Annotated in this window: 25 protein-coding genes and 1 pseudogene; 18 read left to right on the top strand and 8 right to left on the bottom strand. The window is 69.1% G+C overall.

Annotation, left to right across the window (positions count from 1 at the left end):
- Window positions 1–203: 203 nt before the first annotated feature.
- The 5 genes from DVS28_RS26785 (at window position 204) to DVS28_RS26765 (ending at window position 7,613) form a co-directional block, all read left to right on the top strand.
- Complete coding sequence (locus tag DVS28_RS26785; protein WP_164711153.1) at window positions 204–1,532, top strand: CCA tRNA nucleotidyltransferase; 1,329 nt, start codon at window positions 204–206, stop codon at window positions 1,530–1,532.
- Window positions 1,533–2,608: 1,076 nt separating this feature from the next.
- Complete coding sequence (locus DVS28_RS28920; RefSeq protein WP_164711152.1) at window positions 2,609–2,758, top strand: hypothetical protein; 150 nt, start codon at window positions 2,609–2,611, stop codon at window positions 2,756–2,758.
- 165 nt (window positions 2,759–2,923) lie between these two features.
- Complete coding sequence (locus tag DVS28_RS26775) at window positions 2,924–4,129, top strand: exonuclease SbcCD subunit D (RefSeq protein ID WP_114594715.1); 1,206 nt, start codon at window positions 2,924–2,926, stop codon at window positions 4,127–4,129.
- Between the two features lie 39 nt (window positions 4,130–4,168).
- Window positions 4,169–6,610 (top strand): AAA family ATPase, encoded by a 2,442-nt coding sequence (locus DVS28_RS26770; protein ID WP_114594714.1) that lies wholly within the window; start codon window positions 4,169–4,171, stop codon window positions 6,608–6,610.
- Window positions 6,611–6,734: 124 nt separating this feature from the next.
- Window positions 6,735–7,613 (top strand): sigma-70 family RNA polymerase sigma factor, encoded by an 879-nt coding sequence (locus tag DVS28_RS26765; RefSeq protein WP_114594713.1) that lies wholly within the window; start codon window positions 6,735–6,737, stop codon window positions 7,611–7,613.
- A gap of 8 nt (window positions 7,614–7,621) precedes the next feature.
- Here DVS28_RS26765 and DVS28_RS26760 read toward each other — a convergent pair whose 3' ends face one another.
- Window positions 7,622–8,089, bottom strand: coding sequence for a DUF4265 domain-containing protein (locus DVS28_RS26760; RefSeq protein WP_216826626.1), 468 nt, complete (start codon window positions 8,087–8,089; stop codon window positions 7,622–7,624).
- A gap of 47 nt (window positions 8,090–8,136) precedes the next feature.
- On the opposite strand from DVS28_RS26760, the gene DVS28_RS26755 reads away from it, so the two are divergent.
- From DVS28_RS26755 to DVS28_RS26710, 9 genes are all read left to right on the top strand, one after another.
- On the top strand, window positions 8,137–8,565 hold the full coding sequence (locus DVS28_RS26755) for a single-stranded DNA-binding protein (RefSeq protein WP_164711150.1): 429 nt from the start codon (window positions 8,137–8,139) through the stop codon (window positions 8,563–8,565).
- Window positions 8,566–8,657: 92 nt separating this feature from the next.
- Window positions 8,658–9,110 carry a hypothetical protein gene (locus tag DVS28_RS26750; protein ID WP_114594710.1) on the top strand — a complete coding sequence of 151 codons (453 nt, stop codon included), beginning with the start codon at window positions 8,658–8,660 and terminating at the stop codon, window positions 9,108–9,110.
- 32 nt (window positions 9,111–9,142) lie between these two features.
- Window positions 9,143–10,396, top strand: a complete 1,254-nt coding sequence (locus DVS28_RS26745; RefSeq protein ID WP_164711149.1) for a hypothetical protein — start codon at window positions 9,143–9,145, stop codon at window positions 10,394–10,396.
- Between the two features lie 279 nt (window positions 10,397–10,675).
- Entirely contained in the window at window positions 10,676–11,128 is a 453-nt protein-coding gene (locus DVS28_RS26735; RefSeq protein WP_114594707.1) for a hypothetical protein, read from the top strand.
- A 79-nt stretch (window positions 11,129–11,207) separates the two neighbouring features.
- Window positions 11,208–14,153 carry a nitrate- and nitrite sensing domain-containing protein gene (locus tag DVS28_RS26730; protein WP_114594706.1) on the top strand — a complete coding sequence of 982 codons (2,946 nt, stop codon included), beginning with the start codon at window positions 11,208–11,210 and terminating at the stop codon, window positions 14,151–14,153.
- Window positions 14,150–14,593, top strand: coding sequence for a roadblock/LC7 domain-containing protein (locus DVS28_RS26725; protein ID WP_164711148.1), 444 nt, complete (start codon window positions 14,150–14,152; stop codon window positions 14,591–14,593). The genes DVS28_RS26730 and DVS28_RS26725 overlap by 4 nt, the downstream gene beginning before the upstream one ends.
- A complete protein-coding gene (locus DVS28_RS26720) occupies window positions 14,590–14,925 on the top strand; it encodes a DUF742 domain-containing protein (RefSeq protein ID WP_114594704.1) in 336 nt (111 codons plus the stop codon). The genes DVS28_RS26725 and DVS28_RS26720 overlap by 4 nt, the downstream gene beginning before the upstream one ends.
- On the top strand, window positions 14,906–15,514 hold the full coding sequence (locus DVS28_RS26715; RefSeq protein ID WP_114594703.1) for a GTP-binding protein: 609 nt from the start codon (window positions 14,906–14,908) through the stop codon (window positions 15,512–15,514). Before DVS28_RS26720 ends, DVS28_RS26715 begins: the two co-directional genes overlap by 20 nt.
- A 14-nt stretch (window positions 15,515–15,528) precedes the next feature.
- Window positions 15,529–16,023 carry a hypothetical protein gene (locus tag DVS28_RS26710; protein WP_114594702.1) on the top strand — a complete coding sequence of 165 codons (495 nt, stop codon included), beginning with the start codon at window positions 15,529–15,531 and terminating at the stop codon, window positions 16,021–16,023.
- Between the two features lie 31 nt (window positions 16,024–16,054).
- On the opposite strand, the gene DVS28_RS26705 is transcribed toward DVS28_RS26710, so the two are convergent.
- A complete protein-coding gene (locus DVS28_RS26705; protein WP_114594701.1) occupies window positions 16,055–16,756 on the bottom strand; it encodes a hypothetical protein in 702 nt (233 codons plus the stop codon).
- A 6-nt stretch (window positions 16,757–16,762) separates the two neighbouring features.
- The gene (locus DVS28_RS26700) at window positions 16,763–17,116 is read right to left on the bottom strand and encodes a hypothetical protein (RefSeq protein ID WP_114594700.1); all 354 of its coding nucleotides are present in this window, start codon (window positions 17,114–17,116) and stop codon (window positions 16,763–16,765) included.
- 113 nt (window positions 17,117–17,229) lie between these two features.
- Between DVS28_RS26700 and DVS28_RS26695 the strand changes: the two are divergent.
- The 4 genes and pseudogenes from DVS28_RS26695 to DVS28_RS28905 all read left to right on the top strand — a co-directional run.
- Window positions 17,230–17,637 (top strand): annotated as a pseudogene (locus DVS28_RS26695) (DNA cytosine methyltransferase); the annotation flags it as partial.
- A gap of 268 nt (window positions 17,638–17,905) precedes the next feature.
- A complete protein-coding gene (locus DVS28_RS28915; protein ID WP_164711044.1) occupies window positions 17,906–18,364 on the top strand; it encodes a hypothetical protein in 459 nt (152 codons plus the stop codon).
- Window positions 18,365–18,366: 2 nt separating this feature from the next.
- Window positions 18,367–19,284 carry a hypothetical protein gene (locus DVS28_RS28910; RefSeq protein WP_216826647.1) on the top strand — a complete coding sequence of 306 codons (918 nt, stop codon included), beginning with the start codon at window positions 18,367–18,369 and terminating at the stop codon, window positions 19,282–19,284.
- Window positions 19,284–19,451 (top strand): hypothetical protein, encoded by a 168-nt coding sequence (locus DVS28_RS28905; RefSeq protein ID WP_164711147.1) that lies wholly within the window; start codon window positions 19,284–19,286, stop codon window positions 19,449–19,451. The genes DVS28_RS28910 and DVS28_RS28905 overlap by 1 nt, the downstream gene beginning before the upstream one ends.
- A gap of 167 nt (window positions 19,452–19,618) precedes the next feature.
- Here DVS28_RS28905 and DVS28_RS26690 read toward each other — a convergent pair whose 3' ends face one another.
- The 5 genes from DVS28_RS26690 to DVS28_RS26670 form a co-directional block, all read right to left on the bottom strand.
- On the bottom strand, window positions 19,619–20,113 hold the full coding sequence (locus DVS28_RS26690) for a helix-turn-helix domain-containing protein (RefSeq protein ID WP_114594699.1): 495 nt from the start codon (window positions 20,111–20,113) through the stop codon (window positions 19,619–19,621).
- 244 nt (window positions 20,114–20,357) lie between these two features.
- Entirely contained in the window at window positions 20,358–21,179 is an 822-nt protein-coding gene (locus DVS28_RS28900) for a hypothetical protein (RefSeq protein WP_216826625.1), read from the bottom strand.
- Window positions 21,180–21,469: 290 nt separating this feature from the next.
- Window positions 21,470–21,853, bottom strand: coding sequence for a hypothetical protein (locus tag DVS28_RS26680; protein WP_114594697.1), 384 nt, complete (start codon window positions 21,851–21,853; stop codon window positions 21,470–21,472).
- A 37-nt stretch (window positions 21,854–21,890) separates the two neighbouring features.
- Complete coding sequence (locus tag DVS28_RS26675; RefSeq protein ID WP_164711144.1) at window positions 21,891–22,994, bottom strand: coiled-coil domain-containing protein; 1,104 nt, start codon at window positions 22,992–22,994, stop codon at window positions 21,891–21,893.
- The gene (locus tag DVS28_RS26670) at window positions 22,991–23,530 is read right to left on the bottom strand and encodes a hypothetical protein (protein WP_114594695.1); all 540 of its coding nucleotides are present in this window, start codon (window positions 23,528–23,530) and stop codon (window positions 22,991–22,993) included. The genes DVS28_RS26675 and DVS28_RS26670 overlap by 4 nt, the downstream gene beginning before the upstream one ends.
- Between the last annotated feature and the right edge of the window lie 208 nt (window positions 23,531–23,738).

The raw sequence follows: 23,738 nt of genomic DNA, 5'->3' as shown, positions 1-23,738 counted from the left end.
GCTGTGCCCCTTCGCAGTCCTGCGGGGGCACAGCCGTTTGTGGGCCGCGACGTTTGTCCGTTGACGGCACCCCGGGCGTCCGCAAGAGGAATGGGAGAACCATGACGACCTGCGGATCAACGACCCGGAACGGCACCGCCTGCCAACGCCCACTCGTGGCCGGACGCTGTCCGGACCACGGAACAAGCGCATCCCCCGCTGTCGTGCCCGTCGCACCAGTGGTCGCCGGCGGTTCCGGGACCGACCCGTTCCTCAGCCCGGCCGGCAACGGGCCGGACGTGTCGGTCCTGACCGGCCACCCCGCCCTCCTCGACGTCATCGCCGCGTTCGACGCGGAGGACATCCCGCTGCACGCCGTCGGCGGCTGCGTCCGCGACCTCATCCGGACCGGCACCCCCGGCAACGACCTGGACCTCACCACCCCCGCCGACACCGACACGATCAGGCGTCTGCTGGACCCCCTGGGCAGCCTGACCCTTGAGGGCGTGTCCTTCGGGATGGTCCGGCTCTGCCGCAAGGGGATGCCGGACGTGGAGATCACCCGGTATCGCACCGAGACCTACGACGACGAGGGCTCCCGCAAGCCCACCACAAGGACCGCCTCCGACTTGGTGGAGGACCTCGAGCGCCGCGACTTCACCGTCAACGCGATGGCCGTCGACCTGATGTCGGGCGACCTCGTCGACCCGTTCGGCGGTGCGGCCGACCTGCACGCCGGGGTGCTGCGCGCGGTGGGGGACCCGACGGAACGGTTCGCCGAGGACCCGCTGCGGGTCATCCGAGCCATCCGGTTCTCCGCCCAGCGCGGCTGGCGGCCCGACCCCGACACGCGGGCGGCGGCCAAGCAGACCGTGGCCGACGGGCGTCTAGGCATCGTGTCGGACGAGCGGATCGTTGCGGAGGCCCAGAAGATCCTCGTGTCGCCCCACCCGGCGGCCATGTCACGGGCGATCCGTGGCGCCCATTCCCTGGGCTGTCTCTACCGGCTGTTCCCCGGGGTGTCGGTGATGGCCGGCATGCAGCAGACCGCATCCGGGATGGACCGGTGCGACGAACCCGCCGACCGTCTTGCCTTCATGATCAAGCTGTCCGGGCCCGACCCCAAGGCCATCGGCTCCATCCTGAAGCGGGCCAAGTGGCCCCACGAGCAGGTCGACGCGGCTGTCCGGATCGCCCGTCTGGCCAAGGTCGCCGACCGGTACTCGCCCGATGTGCGCGGCGAGGAACGCATCCACGGCCACCCTGGCAGCGAACCCGACATCGAGGCCCGGCGGCTGGTCCGGACCTACTCCGACGCCGAACTTGACGCGGCAGCCCGGATCGCACGGGCGGACCGCAGCGGCCTCCACCCGTCCGTGGCCCAAGCGCGGAAGGACGCCGACGTCTGGCGGGCCCCGCTGCCCGTCAACGGCCACGACGCGATGACGGCCGGATTGCGAGGGCCGGCGATCGGCACGGCGCTGCGGACCTGTGAAAGCCTGTACCTCCGGGGAATGACCACACGGGAGGACCTACTGACTTGGTTGCGATGAGTTGCCGGCGGGAGACCGCCGCTGGTTCGCCCTGCGGACACCCCTCGACCACAGGCGACTGCGGCCGCCACCACACCATGGACGCCGTAGTCGCCTGGCACCACGGCCACCAGGTCGCGTCCGCCTCGGACCCGTTCTCGGCCCGATCGGCAGACGAGACACCACAGACCGCAGTCGACCGTCGCCTGCGCGAGGCCCGCATCGCAATCGATGAACTGCTGGAAGCCGGGACAGCCCACGGGGCCTCCGACGTCGACGCCGAGATTGGTCTGGCCGTCGGGCCGCTCCGTCCGATGAACAGCCTCGAGGCCGAGCCCTATTGGTTCGAGCCAACGCTCGTGTCGCGAACCGAGGACCTGAGGGGCCCGAGGCCGGGACGTCGTCACGCCCCCCACTGCCGCTCGTCCGGGACAAATCACAGGTCCAGCAGCACCACTGCTTGGGACGCCACCGCCGAGACGCTGTGCGACTGCCTGAACCGGGCCCTGTTCGTCCGGTCGGTCCTGGAGAGGGCCGAGGCGTCGATCCGTGCCGCACGACTCCTCGCGGAGGACCGGCCGCCCACAGCCGGAGACGTCCAAGCGGTTCTTGCCGCCGATCCCCGCATCGGGTTCACGCCCGATGTTCGGGGCGCGGCCAGTGACCCCACGGGGACCGACCACCTGATGGTCGCACTCCGCGCCAAGATCGCTCTCCACGCCGAACCGGACGCAGCCGCATGGTTGTTGGGGGTTGCCAGCCGGCTTGAGAGCGTCGCCATGACCAGCTCAGACCGCCGAGACCGTCGTGTCGCCGCGGCAGCGTCGAAGTTCATTCGTCAGAAGGGACCGGTTGGACGGCACGAACTGATCGATGCCGCCGTCATGGACGTGCCCTGGTACGGACGATCCGGGTCCGAACGCAGGACAGCAGAGCGACTGATCGACACTGCTGCCCGGCAAGCATCGGAGTCCGGGGAAGGCCCAGCGGAGGCGTACCGGAACGAGCGCAGTCGCACTGGTTCGGTGTCTTGGCGCGAACGTGCCGAAAGTGCACCAGGAGCCTTCCTGCTCGCCACGCAGGTGGAGGACCCAGAGGTGGCCATCCGGAGGGACATGGCCTACGCAGGCTGGCGCGACCGGCACGGCATCCCGCACCCGCACACCTACGACGACGACTGCGCCTGCCCCCGCTGCCATGACGCGGACCGAGCGTCTCGGCGGCCACACGCCACCGACCCCTTCTGAGCACTTGTAGGCGACGCCCAGTTCGCCTGCGGCAGCCCGGGGCCAGACGGAATGGCCGGGTACACGGCATCCCGATCACGGATGTCGCACCCCCCATCCATACTTGAGGCATCAACCCAACTGCTCGATCAATGAGCACATGAGTACGATGCAGAAGGCGCCGCGATGAAGATCCTCCACACCAGCGACTGGCACGTCGGGAAGCTGCTCCGGGGTGCCTCCCGTTTCGATGAGTACGTTGCTGTGCTGACCGAGATCGCCGACCTGGTGGAATCCGAGGACGCCGACCTCGTCATCGTCGCCGGCGACGTGTTCGACACCAAGAACCCGGCACCCGAGGCCGAACGTCTCGTCTACTCGACGCTGCAGCGGATCGCTCGCCACTGCCCCGTCGTGGTGATCGCGGGCAACCACGACCACCCCGGGAAATGGGGTGCCGTCCGCGGCCTCCTGGACCTCGCCAACGTCACCGTCGCCGCCTCCGTCGTCGCGCCGTCCAAGGGCGGCACGATCCGGGTGGAAACCAAGTCGGGACCGGCCAACGTTGCGCTGGTTCCTTGGCTGTCCCAGCGCGGGATCGTGTCCGCAGACGACCTGATGGACTACGACCGCGACGCCAACGCGTCGGCCTACAGCGACCGGCTCGGCCGGATCCTGCGGGCGCTGTCCGGCAAGTTCGTCGAGGGCGAAGTCAACGTCATGACCGCCCACCTGACCGTGGTCGACAAGACCGGCCAGGTGGTCCTTGGCGGCGGCGAACGGAAGGCCCACACGGTCTTCGACTACTGCGTGGACTCCACCGTGTTCCCGGCATCGGCGCAGTACGTCGCCCTCGGCCACGTCCACCACGCCCAGGACCTGTCGGCCAAGACCCCGGTCCGCTACTGCGGCGCCCCGATGCATCTGGACTTCTCCGACACCCCCGACGACAAGTCGGTGTCGATCGTGGAGGTCGAACCGGGGAAGGCCGCAGCGGTCAGGGCCGTGCCGATCAAGGGCGGCCGCAGAATGGTGACCCTCAAGGGCACGCTCACCGAGTGCGAGGCGCAGGCGGCCAAGTGGGCTGACCCGGACGGCCCCGGTGCGTGGTTCCGCGTCCTGCTGGACGAACCCCGCCGGGCCGGACTGGCCGAGGAGGTCCGCGACCGCATCCCCGATGCCATCGACATCCGGCCACGGGACGCTGACGTCGACGTCGATGCCGGCAGCGACGTCCTCGACGACGCCGACGCCAACCCCATTGACCTGTTCACCGAGTTCTGCACCGAACGGGGCATCGAGGACCCGCGCGTCGTCAAGCTGTTCGGCGAACTCTACGACGAGGTCACCTCCGCCGGTGACGAGCCCGCCGACCTCGCCCAGGCCTCCTGACCGCAGCTCACCCCCCACCAACGGAAGGACCCCGCAGTCATGCGTCCGCTCCGCATCACCATGGAAGGGTTCGCGTCGTTCACCGACCGGACCGTCATCGACCTCACCGACGTCGACCTGTTCGCCCTCGAAGGACGCACCGGTGCCGGCAAGAGCTCGGTGATCGACGCCATCACGTTCGCACTGTACGGCCGTGCCCACCGCTACGACGCCCGGCAGGTCTCCCCGTTGCTGTCGCAGTCCTGCGGCACCGGGTTCGTGGCGCTGGAGTTCTCCGTCGGTGACACCGTCTGGCGGGCCGTCCGCGTGCTGGCCCGCACGAAGACGTCGGCCAACACCAAGGAAGCCCGCCTCGAACGGGTGCGTGAGGACGGCAGCGGCAAGGTCGAGGCTGCCAGTCCCCGCAGCGTCACCGACCGGGTCGGTGAGATCCTGGGGCTCGACTTCGACCAGTTCTGCAAGGTCGTGGTGCTGCCGCAGGGGGCGTTCGCGGAGTTCCTCCGGTCCACCGGGAAGGAACGCGCCGACCTGCTCGTGGAGATCCTCGGTGTCGACATCTACCGGGTCATGGGCTCCGCCGCCCGTGTCCGCAACAAGGCCGCGCAGGGCCGCGTTGACATCGCCCACGCCCGCTTGGAGCCGCTGGAAGGGGCCACGCCGGAGGCGATCAAGGCGGTCCACGCCGAGATCAAGGGCTACGAGGCCGCCGACGGCCTGCTTGCCGAGGCCGCCGATGACCTGGACGCCATCAAGGCGCGCGGCACCGTGGCCGCGCAGGAGCGGGACACCGCGACCGCTGACGTTGACGCAGTCGCCGCCCTCGCCATCCCCGCCGGTGTCGGCACACTCGCGGCCGAAGCCGCTGCTGCCAAGGACCGGATCGGTGTGGCCGACAAGGCCCGACGGGAGGCCGTGGCGGCCTCCGATGCGCTGGAGAGCGCCCTTGCAGGCATGCCGGCGCTGGACCGCATGCAGCGGGTCGTGGATCTGCGGGCCGGCTACCAGCGGATGGTCGAACAGGGCGTGGCGCTCAAGGGAAAGGCCGAGACAGCCGCGCAGGAAGCCGACAACGCCCAGATGGCGTTGGATGAGGCCGAACGGGTCGTGGTGGAGGCCCGTGAGGCCCACGAGGTGCTCCGGGCCACCGGTCACGCCCACCGGCTCCTTGCGGGACTGCACGCGGGGGATGACTGCCCGACCTGCCAGCGGCCGTTGGACACCGACCCCGCGGTGCCCGCCGACGACGAGATCGCGGCTGCGGCCAAGTTGCTGGCCGACGCGGAGCAGGCACGGAAGGCCGCCAGCGCCGGCCGGGACACCAAGGTCCGTGAACACGCGGCGCTCGGGGCGCGGCTGACGGCCGCGCGGGACGAGGCGATGCGGGCCAAGACAGACGTGGCCGAAGCGGAGGAAGCCATCCCGGCGCCGCTTCGCGACGACCCCGGCGCGCTGTCTGCGGCGCTCACCGAACGCCGTGCCGCCCAGCAGCAGTGGGAGGCCGCTCGCGGCCGGGTCAGGCAGGCCGACGCGGCCCTGGACAGGGCCCGGTCGGACGCCGAGACGCTCAACGAGTCACTGGCCTCGGCTTGGAAGGCCATCGACGCCGCACGCGACACCGTGTCTCGACTGGGTGCCCCTGCCCTGGCGCGCGAAGACCTTGGGGCGGACTGGAAGATGCTGTTGGACTGGGCGGGCGAGATCATGCCTGTGCTGACCGCCACCAAGGCGGCTGCGGAGGCCAAGATCGACAAGGTCAGCCAGGAGTACCGGGCCCGTCGCCAGCGCCTGGTCGAGGACCTTTCCGCGATCGGCATCCACCTGCGCACCGACATCAAGGAGGACCCCGCCGCTGCGGTGTCGCGTGTGCGGACCGACGCGGCCGGACGGATCGCCCGACTGCGCGCCGACGCCGAACGGGCGGAGGCGCTCCGTGAGGAGGTCACCGACGCCCAGTCAGACGTCGAGCTCACCAAGGAGGTCGGCGACCTGCTGGCGTCCAAGGGCTTCGAACGGTGGCTGATCGACCGGGTCGTCGCCCGTCTTGTCGTCACCGCGTCGGCCCGGCTGAAAGAACTGTCGGGCGGCCAGTACTCCCTGACGACCGATGATGCCGGTGAGTTCGCTGTGATCGACCACGTCAACGCCGACAGCGTCCGCACGGCCAAGTCGCTGTCGGGTGGGGAGACGTTCCTGACCGCGCTGGCACTGGCGCTGGCACTGTCGGACCACGTGGCCGCCCACTCCACGCAGGGAACCAAGATCGAGGCGTTGATCCTCGATGAGGGGTTCGGGACGTTGGACGCCGACACCCTGGACACCGTCGCCGTGGCCATCGAGGAACTCGGTCAGTCGGGCAAGCAGGTCGGCATCATCAGTCACGTCCGGGAACTGACCGAACGCATCCCGCACCGGATCCTTGTGACCCGGGGACACGACGGATCGAAGGCGACCATGCAGCCCTCGGCCCTGCAGGCGGCCTGATTTTGGGTCGGCCACTAGCCCCGAGCTGCAAATTTTTGGGGACTAGTTAGCAGGAGCGTAGACGCGTAGTGTCGAATATCAGTGTGACGGAGAGAAATGTCCGCTGACAGAAAGTGATCCCGCCGTGTCCGACCGCATGTCCATCGAGGAGCTGACCGCACGCTCGGATGAGACGCTCCAGCGTCTCGCTGACCTTCGTGCTCGCCTCGAGGCGCAGAGGGAGTACGAAGCCAATCTGCCGCCGCGTTCGGAGATCACTGACTTCCAGGGTCCGGAACGACGCATGGTCGTTCGTCTTGCTGTGGCGGTGGACCAGTGCAAGGCCGACCTGTGCAGCCTTCACACTGCGCTGGTCGTCAGCATTGCCCGGAAGTGGGCCGGCGGACGGCAGGACCTGATGGAGGAGTACGTTCAAGCAGGACGTCTCGGGCTGCTCGAGGCGATCGACAGCTACCAGATCGGGGCCGGGAAGTTCTCCTCCTGGGCGTACAAGAACATCGTCCGTGTCGTTGCAGAGGCACGCAACAACGCGGCCGACACCCCCCTGTCGGCTTGGGACCGGAAGATCGAACCTCGGATCCGGCGTGCGCAGCGAGCCGTCCTGGATGCCAACCCTCTCGCCGCCGAACTCGGGCCCGAAGTCATGAAGGCGTGCAAGGACTCCATTGCCGACGGGGTGTCGGAACGAACGATCACCGCGATCCTGACCGCGACCCGGATGTCTGGCTTGGACGTGTCCGCGCCCCTTGGCACCCCCAGTCACGACGAGGACGTGGAATCAGCCCAACTTCTCGAACAGATTCAGGAGGCCGCCGAAGGCCTCGATGACGAATGCAGGATCGCGTTGGTGATGCGGCTCGGGTTGGACGGGGGACATGAGGCGACCTGGCACGAGATCGCCGACCGGATAGGCCTCGCGACGGGCACGGCCCGCCTCAGATACGAAGAGGCAGTCGACACCATCCGGAAACGGATGAGCAGAACCCCAGCCGGCCTGTTCTGAGCGGCTGCTCAGTCCGACGGGGTGAAATCCAGCGGCTCTGAGCGGCTGTTGGGACCCGTGATCCAGTCCACGCTGCCGTCGGCTCGGAGGATGGCCGCCTCGGCGGTCAGGCGTGCGGCGGCGGGCACCGACACGGCCCACTGGCCGTGCCCGTAGGACTCGGCGATGGCGTTGTGGTCGAACCGCAGGCGGCGCATGACCTCCTCGGCCTGCGCTTCGGTGGCGAACACAACCCGTGCGGTCGCCCACCCACCCCTCTTGACCAGTGCGGCCACCACGAGCTCATCGCCACGACGGACGGCGCGGACGACGTCGCCGTAGTTGACCGACCGGCTGTACCAGAGGGGATGATCGATCTTCCAGCCGCCCTCGACAGCCTTGGCCCACGTCGTTTCCGCTCCGGTGCCCGTCTTTTCCGGATTGGCGAAGCGGATCAGGAGGCGCACGGCATCGGTGGTCATGGTGGGAGTAGACATCGGCAGGACCCTCCGAGGAAAGTTCCCCCGGGGGCGTGGATTGCGGCGTGGGCCGACCATCACCTGCCGTGGCCTACGAGACCAACATCCTCACGATCATCGGCAACCTCACCGGTGACGTCACCCTGCAGTACACGCAGGGCGGCGTGGCCGTCGCACGGCTCAGGGTCGCGGTCAACGAGAAGCGTGGCGACCGGGAGACCAAGTGCTTCTGGGATGTCGACGCCTGGCGAAGCCTGGGCGAGCATGTCGCCGCCAGTTTGAAGACCGGCGACCGGGTCATCGTGATCGGCCGGACCGTCGATGACTCCTACACACGGGCGGATGGCACCGAGGTCCGCACGAAGAAGATCGAGGCCGACGCGGTCGGCCCCGACCTTCGATTCGCCACCGCCAGTCCGACACGGACCGACACGCCAGCTGCGTTCACGCCACCGGCCCCCGAGTCGGAACCCGACGACGGCGACCCGTTCTGAGAGCAGGTGCAGATCCGGCCGTTGCCTCCGACGGTCTAGGACGAGCACTGGGACGGATGAGCCGTTCGCGCACCCGTGGAAGGAGAAGGCGGATGATTCCTGTTGAGATCGGTCTGGACTGGCACCTGCGCCACGCCCACGACTACTTCGCCGAGTTCCTGTCCGGCCGGAGGTTGAACGGCCAGCACAACTGGGTGCACCTGACGCGTCCCGGCTCGCCCGAACGTGCCGCCCTCACCGTGTTCCAGCTCGACGACGGGCACCTCTCCGCAGAGGCCTGGTATCGGGCGGTCACCCGGGCCTTCGGGATCGGGGGGCCGATCGAGTCTGTGGCCTTCCACACCGACATGGCCGACGGGGCCGGTCGCAGGACCGCAGCCATCCGTGTCAAGGCCGACGGCATCCAGGCGCTGCAACTCGCTCACGGCCCCGACGGACGGGTTCCCTTGTCCGGCGAGTGGGCCAGAAGGACCCTCGTGGCCGCCATGCCGGCGGTTGCCGTGGCCGCCGAGTCGCTCCGCCTGCACGAACGGGTGTCACGGTGACCCCGGGACGCGGTGCGCCTCCGACGGTCTGAATGGCCTCTTCCAACGTGATGATGAACCTCCCGCCCCGATTCCTGCTGATCGCAGCCGCATGTCTGTCGGTGACGGCTGCGCCCGTCGTCCTGGTCGTGCCACCGCTTGGGGCCGCCTTGGCCGTGGTGTCTGCCGCCCTCATCGGGCTGGCGGTCCTGCGCTCCCCGGCCGACACGCCGCAGGTCCCAGCCGTGGCGTCGCTGCTCCTCGGCCACGTCGAGGCTGCCCTTGACGCGTTGTCTGACGCCCAGAGCGTTGAGGGGGACCCCGGCAGGCTCCGTCTTCTCTACGCAGCAGACGCGGCTGTTGCCAGGGCAGCAGGCGCGGCGGAGGACGCCTTGGCCATCGCTGGCCAACCGGCCCTGGGCAACGACCCCGCACCGATGGCGATCATGGACGTGATCAGGGTGGGGTTGTCCGGCGTCGACGATCTCGCTGCGGTCCGGATCGACGCGTCACCGCTGATCAGCGTTGACGGCTGCCGGGCCCGGCCACTGGCGCGGCTCATCGGGCGGCTCGCCGAACGTCACGGCACCGCACCGATGACCATCACCGCCGCCTCGACCCCCGACGGTGCGGTCATGGCCGTCGTCACGCCAGTGCCGGTCGAGTCGGCCGAGTCGGCGCTGGCCGCAGCCGCCTGCGTCACGGCCCACACCAACGGGGACACGGTGCAGATCGACATCGGCCCCGATCTGCTGGCCGTAGCGGGGCTGCACGACCACGACCTCGACTTGGCGCAAGGCGACGCGCCCGTGCCGCCTTCCGCTGCGGAACGCCCCCGGGAACCCATCCCGGCCCCATCGTCCCCGGAGGAGCAGTCGCAGACCAGAAAGCGGGGGCTGCTCAGCCTGTTCGGCCGGGGCGACCGCGAGGACATCGGTTGGTCCACGAGTCTCCGGCCACCTGCTGAGCCGAGCCAGAGCCAGCTCTCCGGGTTCGTCGACGACTTCGTGCCCGTCGAACCGGAGCCCGAACCGACAGCCAAGACCGGTGGTCGGCTCCCGCCACCGGAGCCCGCTTTCACCAGGGTCAATCAGCAGGTGAAGCGCGGCGAGGTGGCCGAGGACTACGTCCCACCGACCGTCGATGGGCCACTGATGGACCTGATAGCCGACCTTCCGTCCGCAGTTCCCGACCTCTCGGCGGCCACCGATGGACCCGACAGCGCCGCACTGCCCGTCCGCCAGGGCCGGGCGTCCGCCCCGACGTTGATGGCCGGCTTCGCCGCAGAACTCGAGGGGTTGCTGTGATCGGGTCGATCGACCCGCGAGTGCGGCACCGCAGGCTCGCCGACTCCTTCGACGCGTCGACCACTACGAACGGCGGGATATGCCGTTCGTCGTGGCGCTCGACGGTTTCGACGGTGTGGCCCACCACGATCCCCAGGCAGTCCCGTCAGGCCATGGGCATCCCCGCTGGGGTACCAGTCCAGGTGGTCGACGCACGTGAGAAGGAGCACTAAAGATGGCACGCACAGCCCTCGTCAGGCATGGCATCGCCTCGGGCCAGCAGTCACAGGCGGCCAGGCAATGAGCGCCGGACTCACCGACGATTGGTCGGCAGTCGCCGCACTCCTTGACGTCGACCTGACCGACACCCCCGTCGCCCAACCGATCTCACCACCCGTCGCGGGCGCTCCGAGGATCGCCGCGGACACCTCGCACGCCATGCGTGACTTCGGCTGCCGTCGGGACCTTCGCCGCCTCCTCATCGTCATCGGTGCCATGACCCCCGACACCGACAAACCGGCCACCGGTGCCAACGCCGTGTCAACCGATGAGGTGATCGGCAAGGTCATCGGGTTCAACGCTGACGCACTCCGCAACCTGATCACCAAGGCCGGGATGATCAGCAACCCGCAACGGGTGGAGCGGATGGCCTCCGCCATCGCCGCCGCGTCAGGCCGGTGCGACAGAACCGACCCGTCCTCGGTCACCGAATGGTTGCGGACCGTCGGGGCGGTCCTGCGCGGGCAGGACTGACGCTGGCCGTCGCGGACCCGGGCACCCACTGTCGCCCCGCGAACGACCGTAAAGGACGACCGCCAGCCAGGGAGACCCGGTGAACCTCAGCATCCGCACACGACTACTCGCGTTGCTCATCACCCCCGCGATGGGCCTTGTCGCGGTTGCCGGATTCCAGGTCGTGGGGGCCGGGGCACTCCAAGCCGAAGCCGACACCACCATCGAGATCCTCGTGTCGGCACAGGCCGCAGATCGCCTGATCGCCGCCATCCAGCAGGAGTCGCTGCTGTCGGTCGCCTCCCTGAACCCCGATGCCGATGTCGCCATCGCCGACGTCGCTCAGGCCCGATCCGCCACCGACAGCGCAGCGGCAGACCTGCTGGCAACCGTCACCTCGGAGGCCGGCAGCCTCGCCGGGCAAGCCGCCGTCGACACGGCCGTCCCAGGCCTCGCCCAGACCAGGGCGGTGCTGGACTCCGGGTCGGGAACAGGCCGCGAGTTCACCACCGCGGAACGGTACTCGGCGCTCACCCACGACCTCATCGCCCGGATCGACGCCGCAGGAAACGTGATCGAGGACGCCGGCATCTCCTCGGCCATGGCGGCCCTGTCGGCGCTGGTCAAGCTCCGCCAAGCCGTCACCGACCAGTCGATGTCGGTGCTGGTCGCACTGGACAGCGGCACCGCGCGAGACACCCTGCTCATCCGAACTGTCGGGACGTCCGCCGAACGTCAGGTGTGGCTCAACGAGTTCAGCACCGCAGCACCCGGGCTGGCCGACGACGCGACCGCTGCCGTTCAACCGCTCACCGACTTCGACGGCGTCGGTCCCGCCGACGGTCTCGACGTGACCGCAGCCGACCTGCTCCCCAGCCTCATTGGTGTCGGTGACACCCTGGCGGGGCAATCGATCACGATCAACGCCGTCCTGGGGGACCTCGCTGACGCCATCAACGCCGAGGCCCAGAACCGGTTCCTGATCGCCGTTGCCCTGGCTGGCGCCGCGGCACTGCTGGTCCTGCTGGTGCCGATGATCCTCAACCGGACCGTGATCAGGCCGCTGGCCAAGCTGACCGGGTTCGCCGAATACGTCCGCAACCGACTGCCGTCCGCCGTTGCCGAAGCCGCGCAGGGCGACCAGGTCGGACGCGTCGCCGATGATCTCGACCCGGTCCTGCGCGATCGACGCGACGAAATCGGTGTCCTGGCCACAGCCGTTGTCGACTCCTCCCAGGAGGCCCTCGACGTCGCCGTCGGGCAGGCCCGCGTCCGCGAAGGCACCAACGCCACGGTCACCAACATGGCGCTGCGCACCAAGGACGGCGTGGACCTGGCGTTGGAGCAGCTGGAACGGATGCAGCGCGATGAGGCCGACCCCAAGCGGCTGGAACGGCTCTACGAGCTCGACCAAGCCATCGTGCAACTGCGACGACACGCCGAGTCGATGCTGACCCTGACGGGCGAGGGCAGGATCGCTGACCCCGACGAGGACCCAATACGGGTCTATGACCTGATCCGGTCGGCAGCGTCGGAAACCAAGGACTTCCGACGCGTCGAGGTGTCCAACCCCGGCCGGGGACTGCAGGCGGCCGGCTATGTCGTCCCAGCCCTGTCCCAGCTCCTTTCAAACCTCATCGACAACGCGTTGCGGTTCTCCCCGCCCGACCAGATCGTTCACGCCGGCGTGATCGACAACCCCGACTCGACGGTGACGGTCAGCATCCGCGACCACGGCATCGGCATGGACGACGAGGCCATGTCGACGGCGATGCAACGGATCATCGACCCGCCACTGCTGGACGCGGCCGAATCCCAGCAGCTCGGCCTGTACGTGGTCGGACTGATCGCCCGTGAACTCGGGGTGGACGTCAGCCTGAGCCGACCCTCGGACGGCTACGGAGGCGTCGAGGCCAACGTGCGGATCCCGTCGAGCCTGCTCATCGACCCCCAGACCGGGTTCGCGCTTCCCTCACCGATCATGCAAGCCCCGGTCGACGCCGACGACAACCCGGCCCAGGCCCCCGTGCCGGTCGCCGAGGACGACAGCGACAAATCGATGGTCGAGGCGACCCGCCGGACGTTCGCGTCATGGTTCAAGGGCAACGACTCCGAGAAGCGCCGACGGGGCACACGGGCAGCCCACGGCGCCGATGAGCAGGCGGGCGACACCGTCGTCGGCCACACCTTCCCGAACAGGGTCCTTCCAGCCGCACCATACGGACCCGCTGTGCCGCCGGCGGCCGCTGGTACCCACACCGAGCCGGCCGGTCCCGCCGTGGCCGCACAGGGCGCTCCAGCGGCCACTGAAGAGCCACCGGCCAACGACAACCGATCGGTCGGGTGGGCACTGCGACGCCGTCGGTCGGTCATCTCGCCCGACGGGTGGTCCACGCCGTTCCCAGGACCTGCCGAACCCAACGGGCCTCTGCGACACCCGATGGTGTCTCAGGCTGCGCCCACATCCCCTGCCGATCAACTCGGGATCCCCGACGCCCCGACCCCCGCTGCACGCGACGCTGCCGCCAACACCGGTTGGACCGACACCCCGCGCAGCAACGGGGCCGCCCCGCATCTCAGGGTCGTTGAGAACCCGCCCGCGGGACCGCCGACAGCCCCTGCGGAGCCTCCGTCTGCCGCGCAGACCGGATGGGGCAGCCAACCACCACCCGCCCCGCCCCCGATTCCCGTCTCCCTGCCGCGGCGCATCGTGGACCACCAGCAACCGACGGCTGCTCACGCACCGCTGACGGCACATCCTGAGCCCGTCGCGTCCGCGCTGGGCATGCCCGTGATCTCGGCCCCCACCGAAGGTGTCGACGGGCCGACGGCAGTCCTTCCCTCACGCGGAACAGATACCCAGACCCCCGCGCCGCCACCGACCCCGTCATCACCGGCGACCGTGCTGCCCATCCGGACCAGCAAGGCACACAAGCCGCAGCCCGCCGCGGCATTCGGCGGACTGTTCTCCGCCATGAGCGACGACGAACCAGACCCCGACGCCCTCTCAGCCATGTTCGAATCGATCCAAGGAACCGACACGTGAACCCTCTGCAGCCAGCGGCTCCACCGCAGCCCGTGGGCTCCGACGACCTCCAGTGGTTGCTCAACGCCTTCGTCAACGACAGCCCAGGCGTGAACGCGGCCGTCGTGGTGTCCGTCGACGGACTGCTGGTCACCATGGACCAGTCGATGAACCGCGAAACCGCTGACAGCCTCGCAGCGGTCGTCTCGGGACTGTCGAGCATGGCACTCGGCGCCGGTGAGATGTTCAACGCCGGACGCATCCAGCAGCAGCTCCTGCAGTACCCCGGCGGCTTCCTGATCATCCGCCAGCTCGCCGCGGGTGCGGTCATCTCCGCCATCGCCGATCGCAACAGCGACATCGGCCGGGTCGGCCACCAGCTTGCCGAACTGGCCAAGCGCGTCGGCCCGACCCTTTCCCCGGAGATCATCGACCGGTTGAAGGCCGACCTTCCCCGATGAGCCGCCGCCTTCGGGAGTTCGTTGTCACGCGCGGCCGCGCCCGTGACGAATCCGACCTGCCGTTGGAAACCCCGATCACCCGAACCGGCAACAGCGCACCGAGGCCACTGAACCCCGACGAGGCTGCGCTCGCCAGCCAGTGCACCTCCCCTCAGACCGTCGTTGACCTGTCGGCCGGGTCCCAACTGGCCGTCGGTGTCGTGAGGGTCCTCGTGCTCGACCTCGTTGACATCGGAGTTCTGTCACTGGGCCAACAGGCCAAAGCGCAGGTCGCCCCGCACCAAGACATCACCCTGCTCACAGAGGTGCTCGATGGCATCGCAAACCTTTAGCCAACCGGTGGCACCCGGCCCCGTGAAGACCGTCAAGGTCGTCATCGCAGGCGGCTTCGCCGCCGGCAAGACGACCTTCGTCAAGGCGGTGTCTGACATCAGGCCCTTCACAACCGAGGCACCCATCACCGAGGCGTCGATCGGCATCGACGACGCCGGTGTGGTCAGCGACCGCAAGACCACCACGACGGTCGCCATGGACTTTGGGCGGGCCCCGCTCAACGACAACCTGTGGCTGTACCTGTTCGGCACCCCGGGGCAGGAGCGTTTCAAGTTCATGTGGAACCAGCTGTCGGTCGGAGCGCTCGGTGCGATCGTGTTGCTGGACACCAGGCGGCTGGAGGACTCCTTCATGGCCGTCGACTACTTCGAGTCCAAGGGCCTCCCGTTCGTGGTTGCGATCAACTGCTTCGACGGGATCCCGACCCACAGCACAGAGGATGTGCGAAACGCCCTCGACGTGCCGGGCGACGTGCCGGTGATGCTCATCGACGCACGCCAGAAGGACCACGCCAAAGCGGCGCTCACCGAACTCGTCAAGCACGGCCTGGCCAGGGCACAAGCCACCCAGGCAGCCGCAACCGGGTAGGCGGGGTCTGCCCAATGGCCACCGACGGGCGATGGTTCACCGTCGGAACGACTGACCGGACGGTCATCGTTGACACGGTCAACGCGGTCCGGTCGGCCGACGTCGCGACCCGCAACCCGGTGCTGATTCACCTGGCCGAGGACGGCCGGTTCGACCAGTTCCTCGTCGCATGCCGGACCCAGACCGGTGCGCCGAGGCTGTGGGCAACCCTTGTGCTGCACATCCGTGCCATGCGGGCACAACCGGCGGTCTACAGCACCGACGCGATACCGGCGGAACGGGTCATCGCTGCCGCCGACGGCCTGCAACGGGCGGTCGCCGGCGAAGTCGACCTCGCACCGGCCGGCAGGGGACTGGCAGCGATGCTTGCTGCGGTCATCCCCGTGCTGCGCGGCTCGGGGGCTCCCGATCCTCTGCTCGCCGCACTCGAGGCTGACCTGGCCACGGTGACCGAAGACCTCGGATGGCTCGGCCGCGACGGTGTCGGCAGCATCGCAAACACTGGCTGAGTGAGTCGGTCGGGCAGGAGTCTGCGGGGAACTATGCGCTGATGGAGCGCGCTGCGGCCGTGCAGGTGGCCATGACGTCGGCTGGGAAGTCGTGGATCCGAACGGTTTCGCCGACCCGGTTGTAGTCGACCCAGTCGGCCAGCAGCAGCGCGGCGTCCTCCCGGCTGGCCGGCGCGCTGAGCAGAGCGGCGTGAGCCGACGCTGCGTCGGTGGACGGCACGAGCGCCGTGAGCGGGACTGGGGTGCCGTCGACGTGCCGCCAGCCACCTGTCGTCGTATCGGCGGGGTCCCACGGCTCATAGGTCGCTTCGTCGATCCCGACGGCCATGACGGGCTGTTCGACGTGGCGCTTGGGGATGCCACCGGTGAGCGCCAAGCAGTTGACGAGGAGGTCAGCAGCCGGGCCGAGCGCACGTCCGTCACCTGGGGACGGGGTGATGGCACCATCCTCGTAGACCGCTGCGAGCTCACCGAGAGCACGACCAATGGAGTTGGCCAGTCGGTGCAGCGACGTGCGTTTCAGCCCTTCAACCGGGGAGGTGTCGTCGAGCCAGCCGATGACCTGTGCGACGTGCCGGTCGATGGCGGCGAGGTGGATGTCGACGGGACGGCGGGGGATCGCCGCCGAGGCGACCGCGGCCAGCAGGTCGCATCGCCGCCCACCAACGGTCCATGAGAACCCGTCCGCAGGGTCACCCCATCGCAGTTCGGCTGGCGTCGTCGTGGAGCTCATCGGGTCTCATGGTCGGCCTTGGCCCGTGCGGCGCAGCCACTCGGCGACGTCGCGGCGGTCCAGGCCGTACTCCGCTGCGATGTCCTCAACGGCCACCGCGTCTCGTGCGAGTGCGAACATCCGCTGTTTGGCCGGCTCCGACGACTGCGTCAGGACCCGAGGGTCCCATTCGGCGTCCTCGGGGGTGATGCCCGGATGGAAGTCCTGCTGCTCCCAGAGCAGACGGGCCGTCATCTCAGAGGATATGAACGCCTCGTGGACCCATGCCTCGCGCAGGGGCACGTCGAAGGACTCCCAGGTCGTGCCGTCGTGGCTGAGCTGGCCCGAGAGCCGACCTGCGACGAGGGTGACTGCACGCAAACAGGGCAAGCGACGGACTCCGTCCGGAGAGGAAAGGGCGGCGGGAAGGTTGAGCGACAGCGACGCTATTGACTAGGTGCGACACCGGGTGCATTCCGCGTCCCGGGTGCGGAATGGCGGTGATGTCCGAACTCGCGGCGACAGTTCACGAAGCACCAATGACGCAGATTCAAGACCGCCTGTCCATAGGCTCGTTGTTCACCGGCTACGGGGGGCTCGATGCCGCGGCTCGTGCTGTCGTTGGCGGGCAGGTCAAATGGCATGCCGAGATCGACCCATCCGCCTGCGCTCTGCTCGAACACCGGTACCCAGACATCCCCAACCTGGGCGACGTGACGTCGATCGACTGGGCGTCGGTGGACCCCGTGGATGTGCTCTGCGCAGGCTTCCCCTGCCAAGACCTGAGCGCTGCCGGACGTCGTGCCGGTATCACCGACGGGGAGCGCTCGGGATTGTGGACCGAGGTGGCCCGGGCGATCGCGGCGATGCGCCCCCAGATGGTGTTGCTGGAGAACGTCGCCGGACTGCTTACTGCCGGAGGAGAGATCGATGTCGAACCCAACCGCTGCCGATGCGGCTGGACTGTTGGAGGAATGCGGGACGCTGTCGATGCAGCCCTCGCAGCAGGGCCTGGTCCCGGTGGTGTGCATCGCCCAGACCGGCGGGGAAACGGACCTGCGTGCGCTGACCAGCCAGTGGGGCGGAATCCTGGAACAGATCAGACCGGGGGACCCGGGGCTGTGGCGGTGGCTGCTGGCCGGTCCGGCCACCGAACCATTCCTTCGGTGGGTGACCGATCATCTGTGGGCGATGACGGAGCGGGCCGAACTGGCGCTGCGGGCGTCGGCCACGGTGGACCCCGGGGAACTCGCCGCGATCCGCGACCGGATGGCGGCGATCAACCGGACGGCCGACGACCCGGTGCCGACGGAACCGTTCGTTGCCCGTCTTGTGGGCAAGACATCGTGGGAGGTTCCGCAGATGAACCTGTTCGGGTCGGGGCCCTCGGAGTCGTTCTCAGGGACTTGGCCGCGCTCGGGTTCGATGCTCGGTGGGGTGTGCTATCTGCGGACCATGTCGGCGCGCCCCATCGGCGAGCACGCTGGTTCTGTGTTGCGTACCCCGCTGGCAAGCCTCGGGGACGGGTCTGGCGGGATGTCCCCGGAGTTGCGTCGTCAGCGCGGCCAGGGGCCGTCGCTGGCGGACGAGGTCGAGTACCTGATGACGGACCGGAGCACGACGATGTGAGGTTGCTGCCGACCCCGCGCAGGGCGGCTGATCGGACCTCTCGTCGGCTGATGGTGGACGCTGACCAATGGTCGGCCCCCTCCCTCGCACAGGTCGTCGAACTCGTCCAAGGGATCCTGCCGCGCGAGTTCCGATCCTGGGACGAGGTGCCCGGCTATTCACGCCGGTTCGCGCCGTCCCCGGCACCGACCAAGCGGCAGGATCCTGCGGCCCCGACGCTGTTCGGTGATGGCGGCTGGGCAGGTGACGGTCCGGATTCGCTTAACCCGCGACGCGGGTCCCGAGCCGGGGACGAAGCCCGGCACCTCCCGACCCCGGTGGTGTCCGACGGCAACGGATCCGGGGGAGAACGGCAGGGATCACCCAACCTCAACACCGTCGTCGAGCTGCTTCCCACCCCGACCGTGGCCGCCGCGACCGGAGGCCAGATCACGCGTGGTGGCTCCCGGTCCGACGAACTGCTGCTCGGTGGGATCGCCGAAGCCGCAGCCGACGGACGCCTGAGCAGCGCCGAACGTGCCGCGTTCGACCGGATCAGCGAGTCCGAGTTCCGAGAGGCCGACATCATGTCGGTCTGGGGGCCCTACGCGTTCGCGATCGCCCGGTGGGAGGACATCACCGGGGTGGAGGTGCCGGAACCAACCGTGACCGGCAAGAACGGGGCCAGAAGGCTGTCGCCCATGCTGGTTGAGTGGATGCTCGGATTGGCCCCAAATTTCGTAACCGGCGTGCCTGGACTCAGCCGACGGCAGCAGTTGCGGATGCTGGGCAACGGGGTGGTGCCGCAGCAGGCGGCGGCAGCGTTCGCCACCCTCATAGGCGCTGTGCTGGAGGAGCATGCGGACCGCGCCTCGACCCGGGACGACCGCCTCCGGAATGACGGGGGCAAGACATCCCCGGCAGTCACAGGAGCACGATGATGAAGGTTCTCGACTTCCCCGCCAGCCGTATCGACCCGGCCGACCCGAAGGTCGCCGCCGGCATGGCTCGGCTGATGGACGACCTCGACCTGTTCGACGCCATCATCGGCCACAGCGCCGCGACTGAGGCCGCGCTTCAGGCCGCGCCGCTGCCCATCGCCGCCTGAACCGACCCGCCCCGTACCAACGGCCCCCTTCATGGGGGCCGTTTCTTGTCTGCCTGCTCGACGACTTGAAGCTGGCGCACAAGCCCAAAGGAATCTCCGGACCATGGCCGATGCCGCGGGGCTCCTGCTGTACCTCAACGGCTTCCTCGTTGCGGACAGGGTCGCGGCTACCTGCTGCCGCCTGCCCTGCGAAGGACCTTCTCGACGGCCTCCTCGGTCAGCCCCGCCCGTTTGGCGACCTTGGCGATCGACACGCCATGGGTGACCAGTTCCACCATGTCTGCAGCCTCGAGGTCGGGAATCCCGGCTCTCGCGGCGTTGAACTCGGCAACCCAGTTGTGCACGGCAGTTCTCGACACGCCGAAGCGGGCCGCAACGGAGCTGAACGACGCGCCCGAGCGGACCAGGAGCGCCGCCTCGGTCCTGACATTGCCAGGCACCCCCCGTTGCCCCCACCGCGGGGTGACGCCCGCTGCGTCGCACCACCGCTTCACCGACCGCTCCGAGGCATCGAACCTTGCAGCAGCGACACGCACCGTCTTGCCGTCGCGAATCATCTGGACTGCGGCGGCCTTCTCATCATCGGTGTAACGGCGGTAAGAACCCATGTGGCATCCCTCATACTGCACCGCCCGTCCCCGACCGACGAACCCGGGGAACATCACGCCCGGCGTCAGGAGCCTGTTTCGGTCGACTCGTGGCTATGAATCTAGGACTGCCGATGGCATGCCGGCATTGGCACAGCAGGCCGTCAGCCAGTCGCGGAACGCCTCTCTGGCAGTGGAGGAGTGCCCGAGTGGGTCAGCCAGACCGCCTCCCGATCGAGGGTGTCGAGCAGCACGTCGGGCCGGCCAGTTCGGGGACCGCATCGAGAGGGTGGGCGTAGAGGGGGAGGGTTGTAGGCAATCAGGTGCGGTCCGTGTAGCTGCGCATCTCACCGGAGGCCAGGAAGGCCGCCCAGGCGCTCTCGGCCGCCCCAAAGGGGCTGATCAGACCGGGCGGCATGGCCGGGTTGTCGGTGATGTCGAGCTTCCAGTCGCGGGCGACGGCGAGGAACCCAAGGCCGTAGTAGTCGATGGTGTCGATCCGAGCGTCGAACTCGGAGTCGTCGGCGACGAACTTCGCCCACATCGCCGCCCGGTCGGCCGCGCGGTTGTTGACCGCAGTTGCGTCCTGCCGGCAGATCGCTCGTCCGAGCTCTGCGAGGCCCCCGAACATCTCCGCCGTCCGGGGACCGGTGCCGCGGACGCCTTCGAGTGCCTGCCCGAACAGGGTGTGCGCGCGAGTGGTCTCGCGCGCAGCCATCGCGAGGAAACCACCTGCCAGCGGCTCGGTGAAGCCGTCGGGGTCGGGATCGGGTCGCGGTCGCCACCAGTCGTCTTGCACGGCCTTCCACACGAACCCGGACCCGCCGATTGCGCCGATCACGACCGGCCGGAACGCCGACCAGGTGTCGAGCCGTACCGAGTCCCTCAGTGCCTCGATGTGCTTAGCCGCTGCAGCCGCCGCAAGCGAAGCACGGCAGCGAGCCCAGTCGCCATCTACCGGGTGCAGCAGCAGCGCTTGGCGGAACAGGTGGTAGGACAACTCCTCCCACAGGTCACTGGTAGCAGGAATCGCCCCGTTCCTCGAAACGAGCCGAGGGATTCGGATCCCGAAGGTGTGTTCCACATCCCATTGACTCGAGTGCACCTGCGAGCGGGCCTCGGGAATGAGTGCGGTGGTCATGTCCTCAAGGGCTCGCTGCGTCATGGTCTGATCTTCATTCCTCGGAGCCCGGTCCATCTGCCGGACCGCATGAAGTTCTCGTACGTGCACCGTGTCGGTTCGATGCGTCCGTCATCGGCCAATTCACCCGTCTTGAAGCCCCCGTAGACCAAGCTGCCTTCACCGTCATCGTGGCGCTTCATGCGATCCTTCATGACGCGCCCAAGATGCTCACGGCCGTCACCGCGGTGCTCCCCGGCGCAATCCTCCGCGACCGTGCGGAGGTAATGCCGCAAGGGCGAAGTGGTGCGTCACCGGTGGTGCCGCTGGTGGGGTTGCGGCGTCCAGTGGGTGCGGGGGAGCAGCATGCCGAGGGTGCCATCGTGCAGCAGCGCCACGGTCCCGCAGGCGTACACGAGAGGGGTGCCCTCGCGCTCCCATGTCCGCGCCTGTCTGAGGATCCCACCGATGTGGCGGTGGGATTGCACGACGATCTCGAACCTGGCGTCGGTGACCCGGGTCCACGCGCCCGTGTCGGCGTCGATCCACTCGCCGTCGCCGCCGACCAAGCCGAAGGAGCACGGCGGCTCGGGTGAGACGACACGCAGTCCGCCGACCAGGCAGCCGAGGGGGCCGACGTGGCGCAGGATCGTCCCCAGGGGCCGACGGAGCGTGGGGCCCGGCGGCAAGTTCACCGGGCCTGTTCCGTCCGCAGGGCCACAGGGCGCGGGCTCATGGCTCCGTATCCGACTTGTCGGCGTCGCTGCGGAGTTGGTCGATGATGGCTCCCATGGCGGCCAGCTCCTCGCGGTAGCGCTCCGCTGCTGCATCGGTGCGGCGTTCGGCGTCGGCACGGCGCCGTTCGGCATCGTCAGCTCGTCGTTCGGCGGCGTCGGCGCGTGCTTCGGCGGCCCGTGCGACCTCGTTGGCGTTGTCGATGGCAGAGGCGGCCCGTTGCTCGGCGGCGTCGACCCGACGGTCGGCGGCCGCGACGGCCGCGTCGGCCCGGTCGGCGGCGGCCGCGGCGCGTGCGCGTTCGTCCTCCGCGGCGGCATCGGCCCGCGCGATGAGTCCCTCGGCGCGTTCGATGGCTTCGGCGGATCGTGTGCGCTCGGCGTCGGCGGCGGCATCGGCGGCGTCGCGGTCGGCGTTGGCACGGTCGCGTTCGGCCGCCCGGTCCTCAGCGGCCCGGTTGGCCGCCAGTACCGCCTGTTCGAGCTCCTCGGCGCGACGGGCCTCTGCGTTGGCGCGGGCCGTCTCCTCGGCGTTCTGCTGCCGGATGGAGTCGAGTGCGGCACGCAATTCCTCGAGGTTGCGGGTGGCCTTGTCGAGCCGGTCGGCAAGGGCGGCCTGTTCCGCCACTGCGAGGTCGGCCCGCGCCCGCTGGTCAGCGATCTCCGTCAGCAGGGCGTCGGTGCGTTCGCGCTGGCTCTGCAGTTCCTCGTTGGCGGCGACGATCTCTCGCTGATGCTCAAGCGCCGCACGTTGGAGTTCGACCTCGAAGGACTCGCGGTCGGAGTAGGTGACGAGTGCGGTGATGGCGGCGTCGGCCAGGTCGGCGACGCCGGCGACGTGGTTGTTGAGTTCCTCCGCCATCCGGGTCGCCAACGACCGCACCGACGCCGCGGCCTGGGTGACGGGCGCGTCGGGGCGTCGTGGGGGCCCGTGCTTGGCGAGCCTGGCCCGTTCCCTGAACGCGGTCTGGGCGTTGTGGCTGTCGTCGTCGCAGTAGGCCGGCGGACGGCCGCCGGTCTCGCGTCGCGATGGCGGCTGGGTGCATCCGGGGAACCCGCAGGTCGTGGCGTCGGTGGTGGTGTCGGTGGTGGTGCTGCTCATGGGGTCCTCTCGGTCCACCGGGTCAGGCCGGCGAGACGTCGTTTGATGACGCCCCGTGCGGCGTCGTCGCGCCTGAACACCCAGCGCGTGGCCGTCCCACCGTCGGGGGAGCGGACCGCCGCGACCCAGCCGACCAGGTCGTGGGCGTGGACGTCGAGGACGAACGGTTGGTGCAGCGCGGGGCACGATGCAAGGGCCTCGTCCAGGCAGCCGTCGCAGGTCGGCGGGTCCTCGGTGACGATGACGTCGTCTCGTCGTGGTTCCCTCCGGGCGGGGAGAATCCACGGGATCGTGCCGTCAGTGCGGGCCGCGGGGTGCCCGCAGACCTGGCAGAGGGCCTGCTCCATCGCGGTGGCGGCCCGCGCAGTGTGCACCTGGGCCCACAGGGGAGTGCCGCTGCCCCGCACGTCGGGCTCGTCCTGCCAGACCAGCCCCCGGTAGAACCGGTAGCCGACCGGGTCGCGGAGGGTTGCCCGGTCGCCTTCGAGGTACAGGCCTCTGCGTCCGTGGCGGTCGAGGTGCTCCTCGGACCACATGGTGATCCATGGAACGGTACGTCCGCCCCTTCGGAGGCGTTCTGGGCCTTTGGCGGTCTCGATCATTGGCTGTCGCTCGGCGAGGTCGGAGGGCCGATCGGCGGGGCTGAATGACGCCGAAGAGGGACTTTCATTTCATTCTGCCATGAAATGAAACGAAACGAAAGGCTTGTTTGCGAGGCGATGGGGGCTTTCATTCTCGTGTGGG

The sequence above is a fragment of the Euzebya pacifica genome (genome assembly GCF_003344865.1).
In the GTDB taxonomy this organism is placed as follows: domain Bacteria; phylum Actinomycetota; class Nitriliruptoria; order Euzebyales; family Euzebyaceae; genus Euzebya; species Euzebya pacifica.
This window is presented reverse-complemented; position numbering and strand designations above follow the sequence as displayed.

Coding starts and splice junctions, on each gene's coding strand:
- DVS28_RS26775 (WP_114594715.1), top strand. CDS start 2,924: ATGAAGATCCTCCACACCAGCGACTGGCACGTCGGGAAGCTGCTCCGG.
- DVS28_RS26770 (WP_114594714.1), top strand. CDS start 4,169: ATGCGTCCGCTCCGCATCACCATGGAAGGGTTCGCGTCGTTCACCGAC.
- DVS28_RS26760 (WP_216826626.1), bottom strand. CDS start 8,089: ATGTCTACTCCCACCATGACCACCGATGCCGTGCGCCTCCTGATCCGC.
- DVS28_RS26750 (WP_114594710.1), top strand. CDS start 8,658: ATGATTCCTGTTGAGATCGGTCTGGACTGGCACCTGCGCCACGCCCAC.
- DVS28_RS26745 (WP_164711149.1), top strand. CDS start 9,143: ATGGCCTCTTCCAACGTGATGATGAACCTCCCGCCCCGATTCCTGCTG.
- DVS28_RS26735 (WP_114594707.1), top strand. CDS start 10,676: ATGAGCGCCGGACTCACCGACGATTGGTCGGCAGTCGCCGCACTCCTT.
- DVS28_RS26720 (WP_114594704.1), top strand. CDS start 14,590: ATGAGCCGCCGCCTTCGGGAGTTCGTTGTCACGCGCGGCCGCGCCCGT.
- DVS28_RS26715 (WP_114594703.1), top strand. CDS start 14,906: ATGGCATCGCAAACCTTTAGCCAACCGGTGGCACCCGGCCCCGTGAAG.
- DVS28_RS26710 (WP_114594702.1), top strand. CDS start 15,529: ATGGCCACCGACGGGCGATGGTTCACCGTCGGAACGACTGACCGGACG.
- DVS28_RS26705 (WP_114594701.1), bottom strand. CDS start 16,756: ATGAGCTCCACGACGACGCCAGCCGAACTGCGATGGGGTGACCCTGCG.
- DVS28_RS28905 (WP_164711147.1), top strand. CDS start 19,284: ATGAAGGTTCTCGACTTCCCCGCCAGCCGTATCGACCCGGCCGACCCG.
- DVS28_RS26690 (WP_114594699.1), bottom strand. CDS start 20,113: ATGTTCCCCGGGTTCGTCGGTCGGGGACGGGCGGTGCAGTATGAGGGA.
- DVS28_RS28900 (WP_216826625.1), bottom strand. CDS start 21,179: ATGACCACCGCACTCATTCCCGAGGCCCGCTCGCAGGTGCACTCGAGT.
- DVS28_RS26675 (WP_164711144.1), bottom strand. CDS start 22,994: ATGAGCAGCACCACCACCGACACCACCACCGACGCCACGACCTGCGGG.
- DVS28_RS26670 (WP_114594695.1), bottom strand. CDS start 23,530: ATGTGGTCCGAGGAGCACCTCGACCGCCACGGACGCAGAGGCCTGTAC.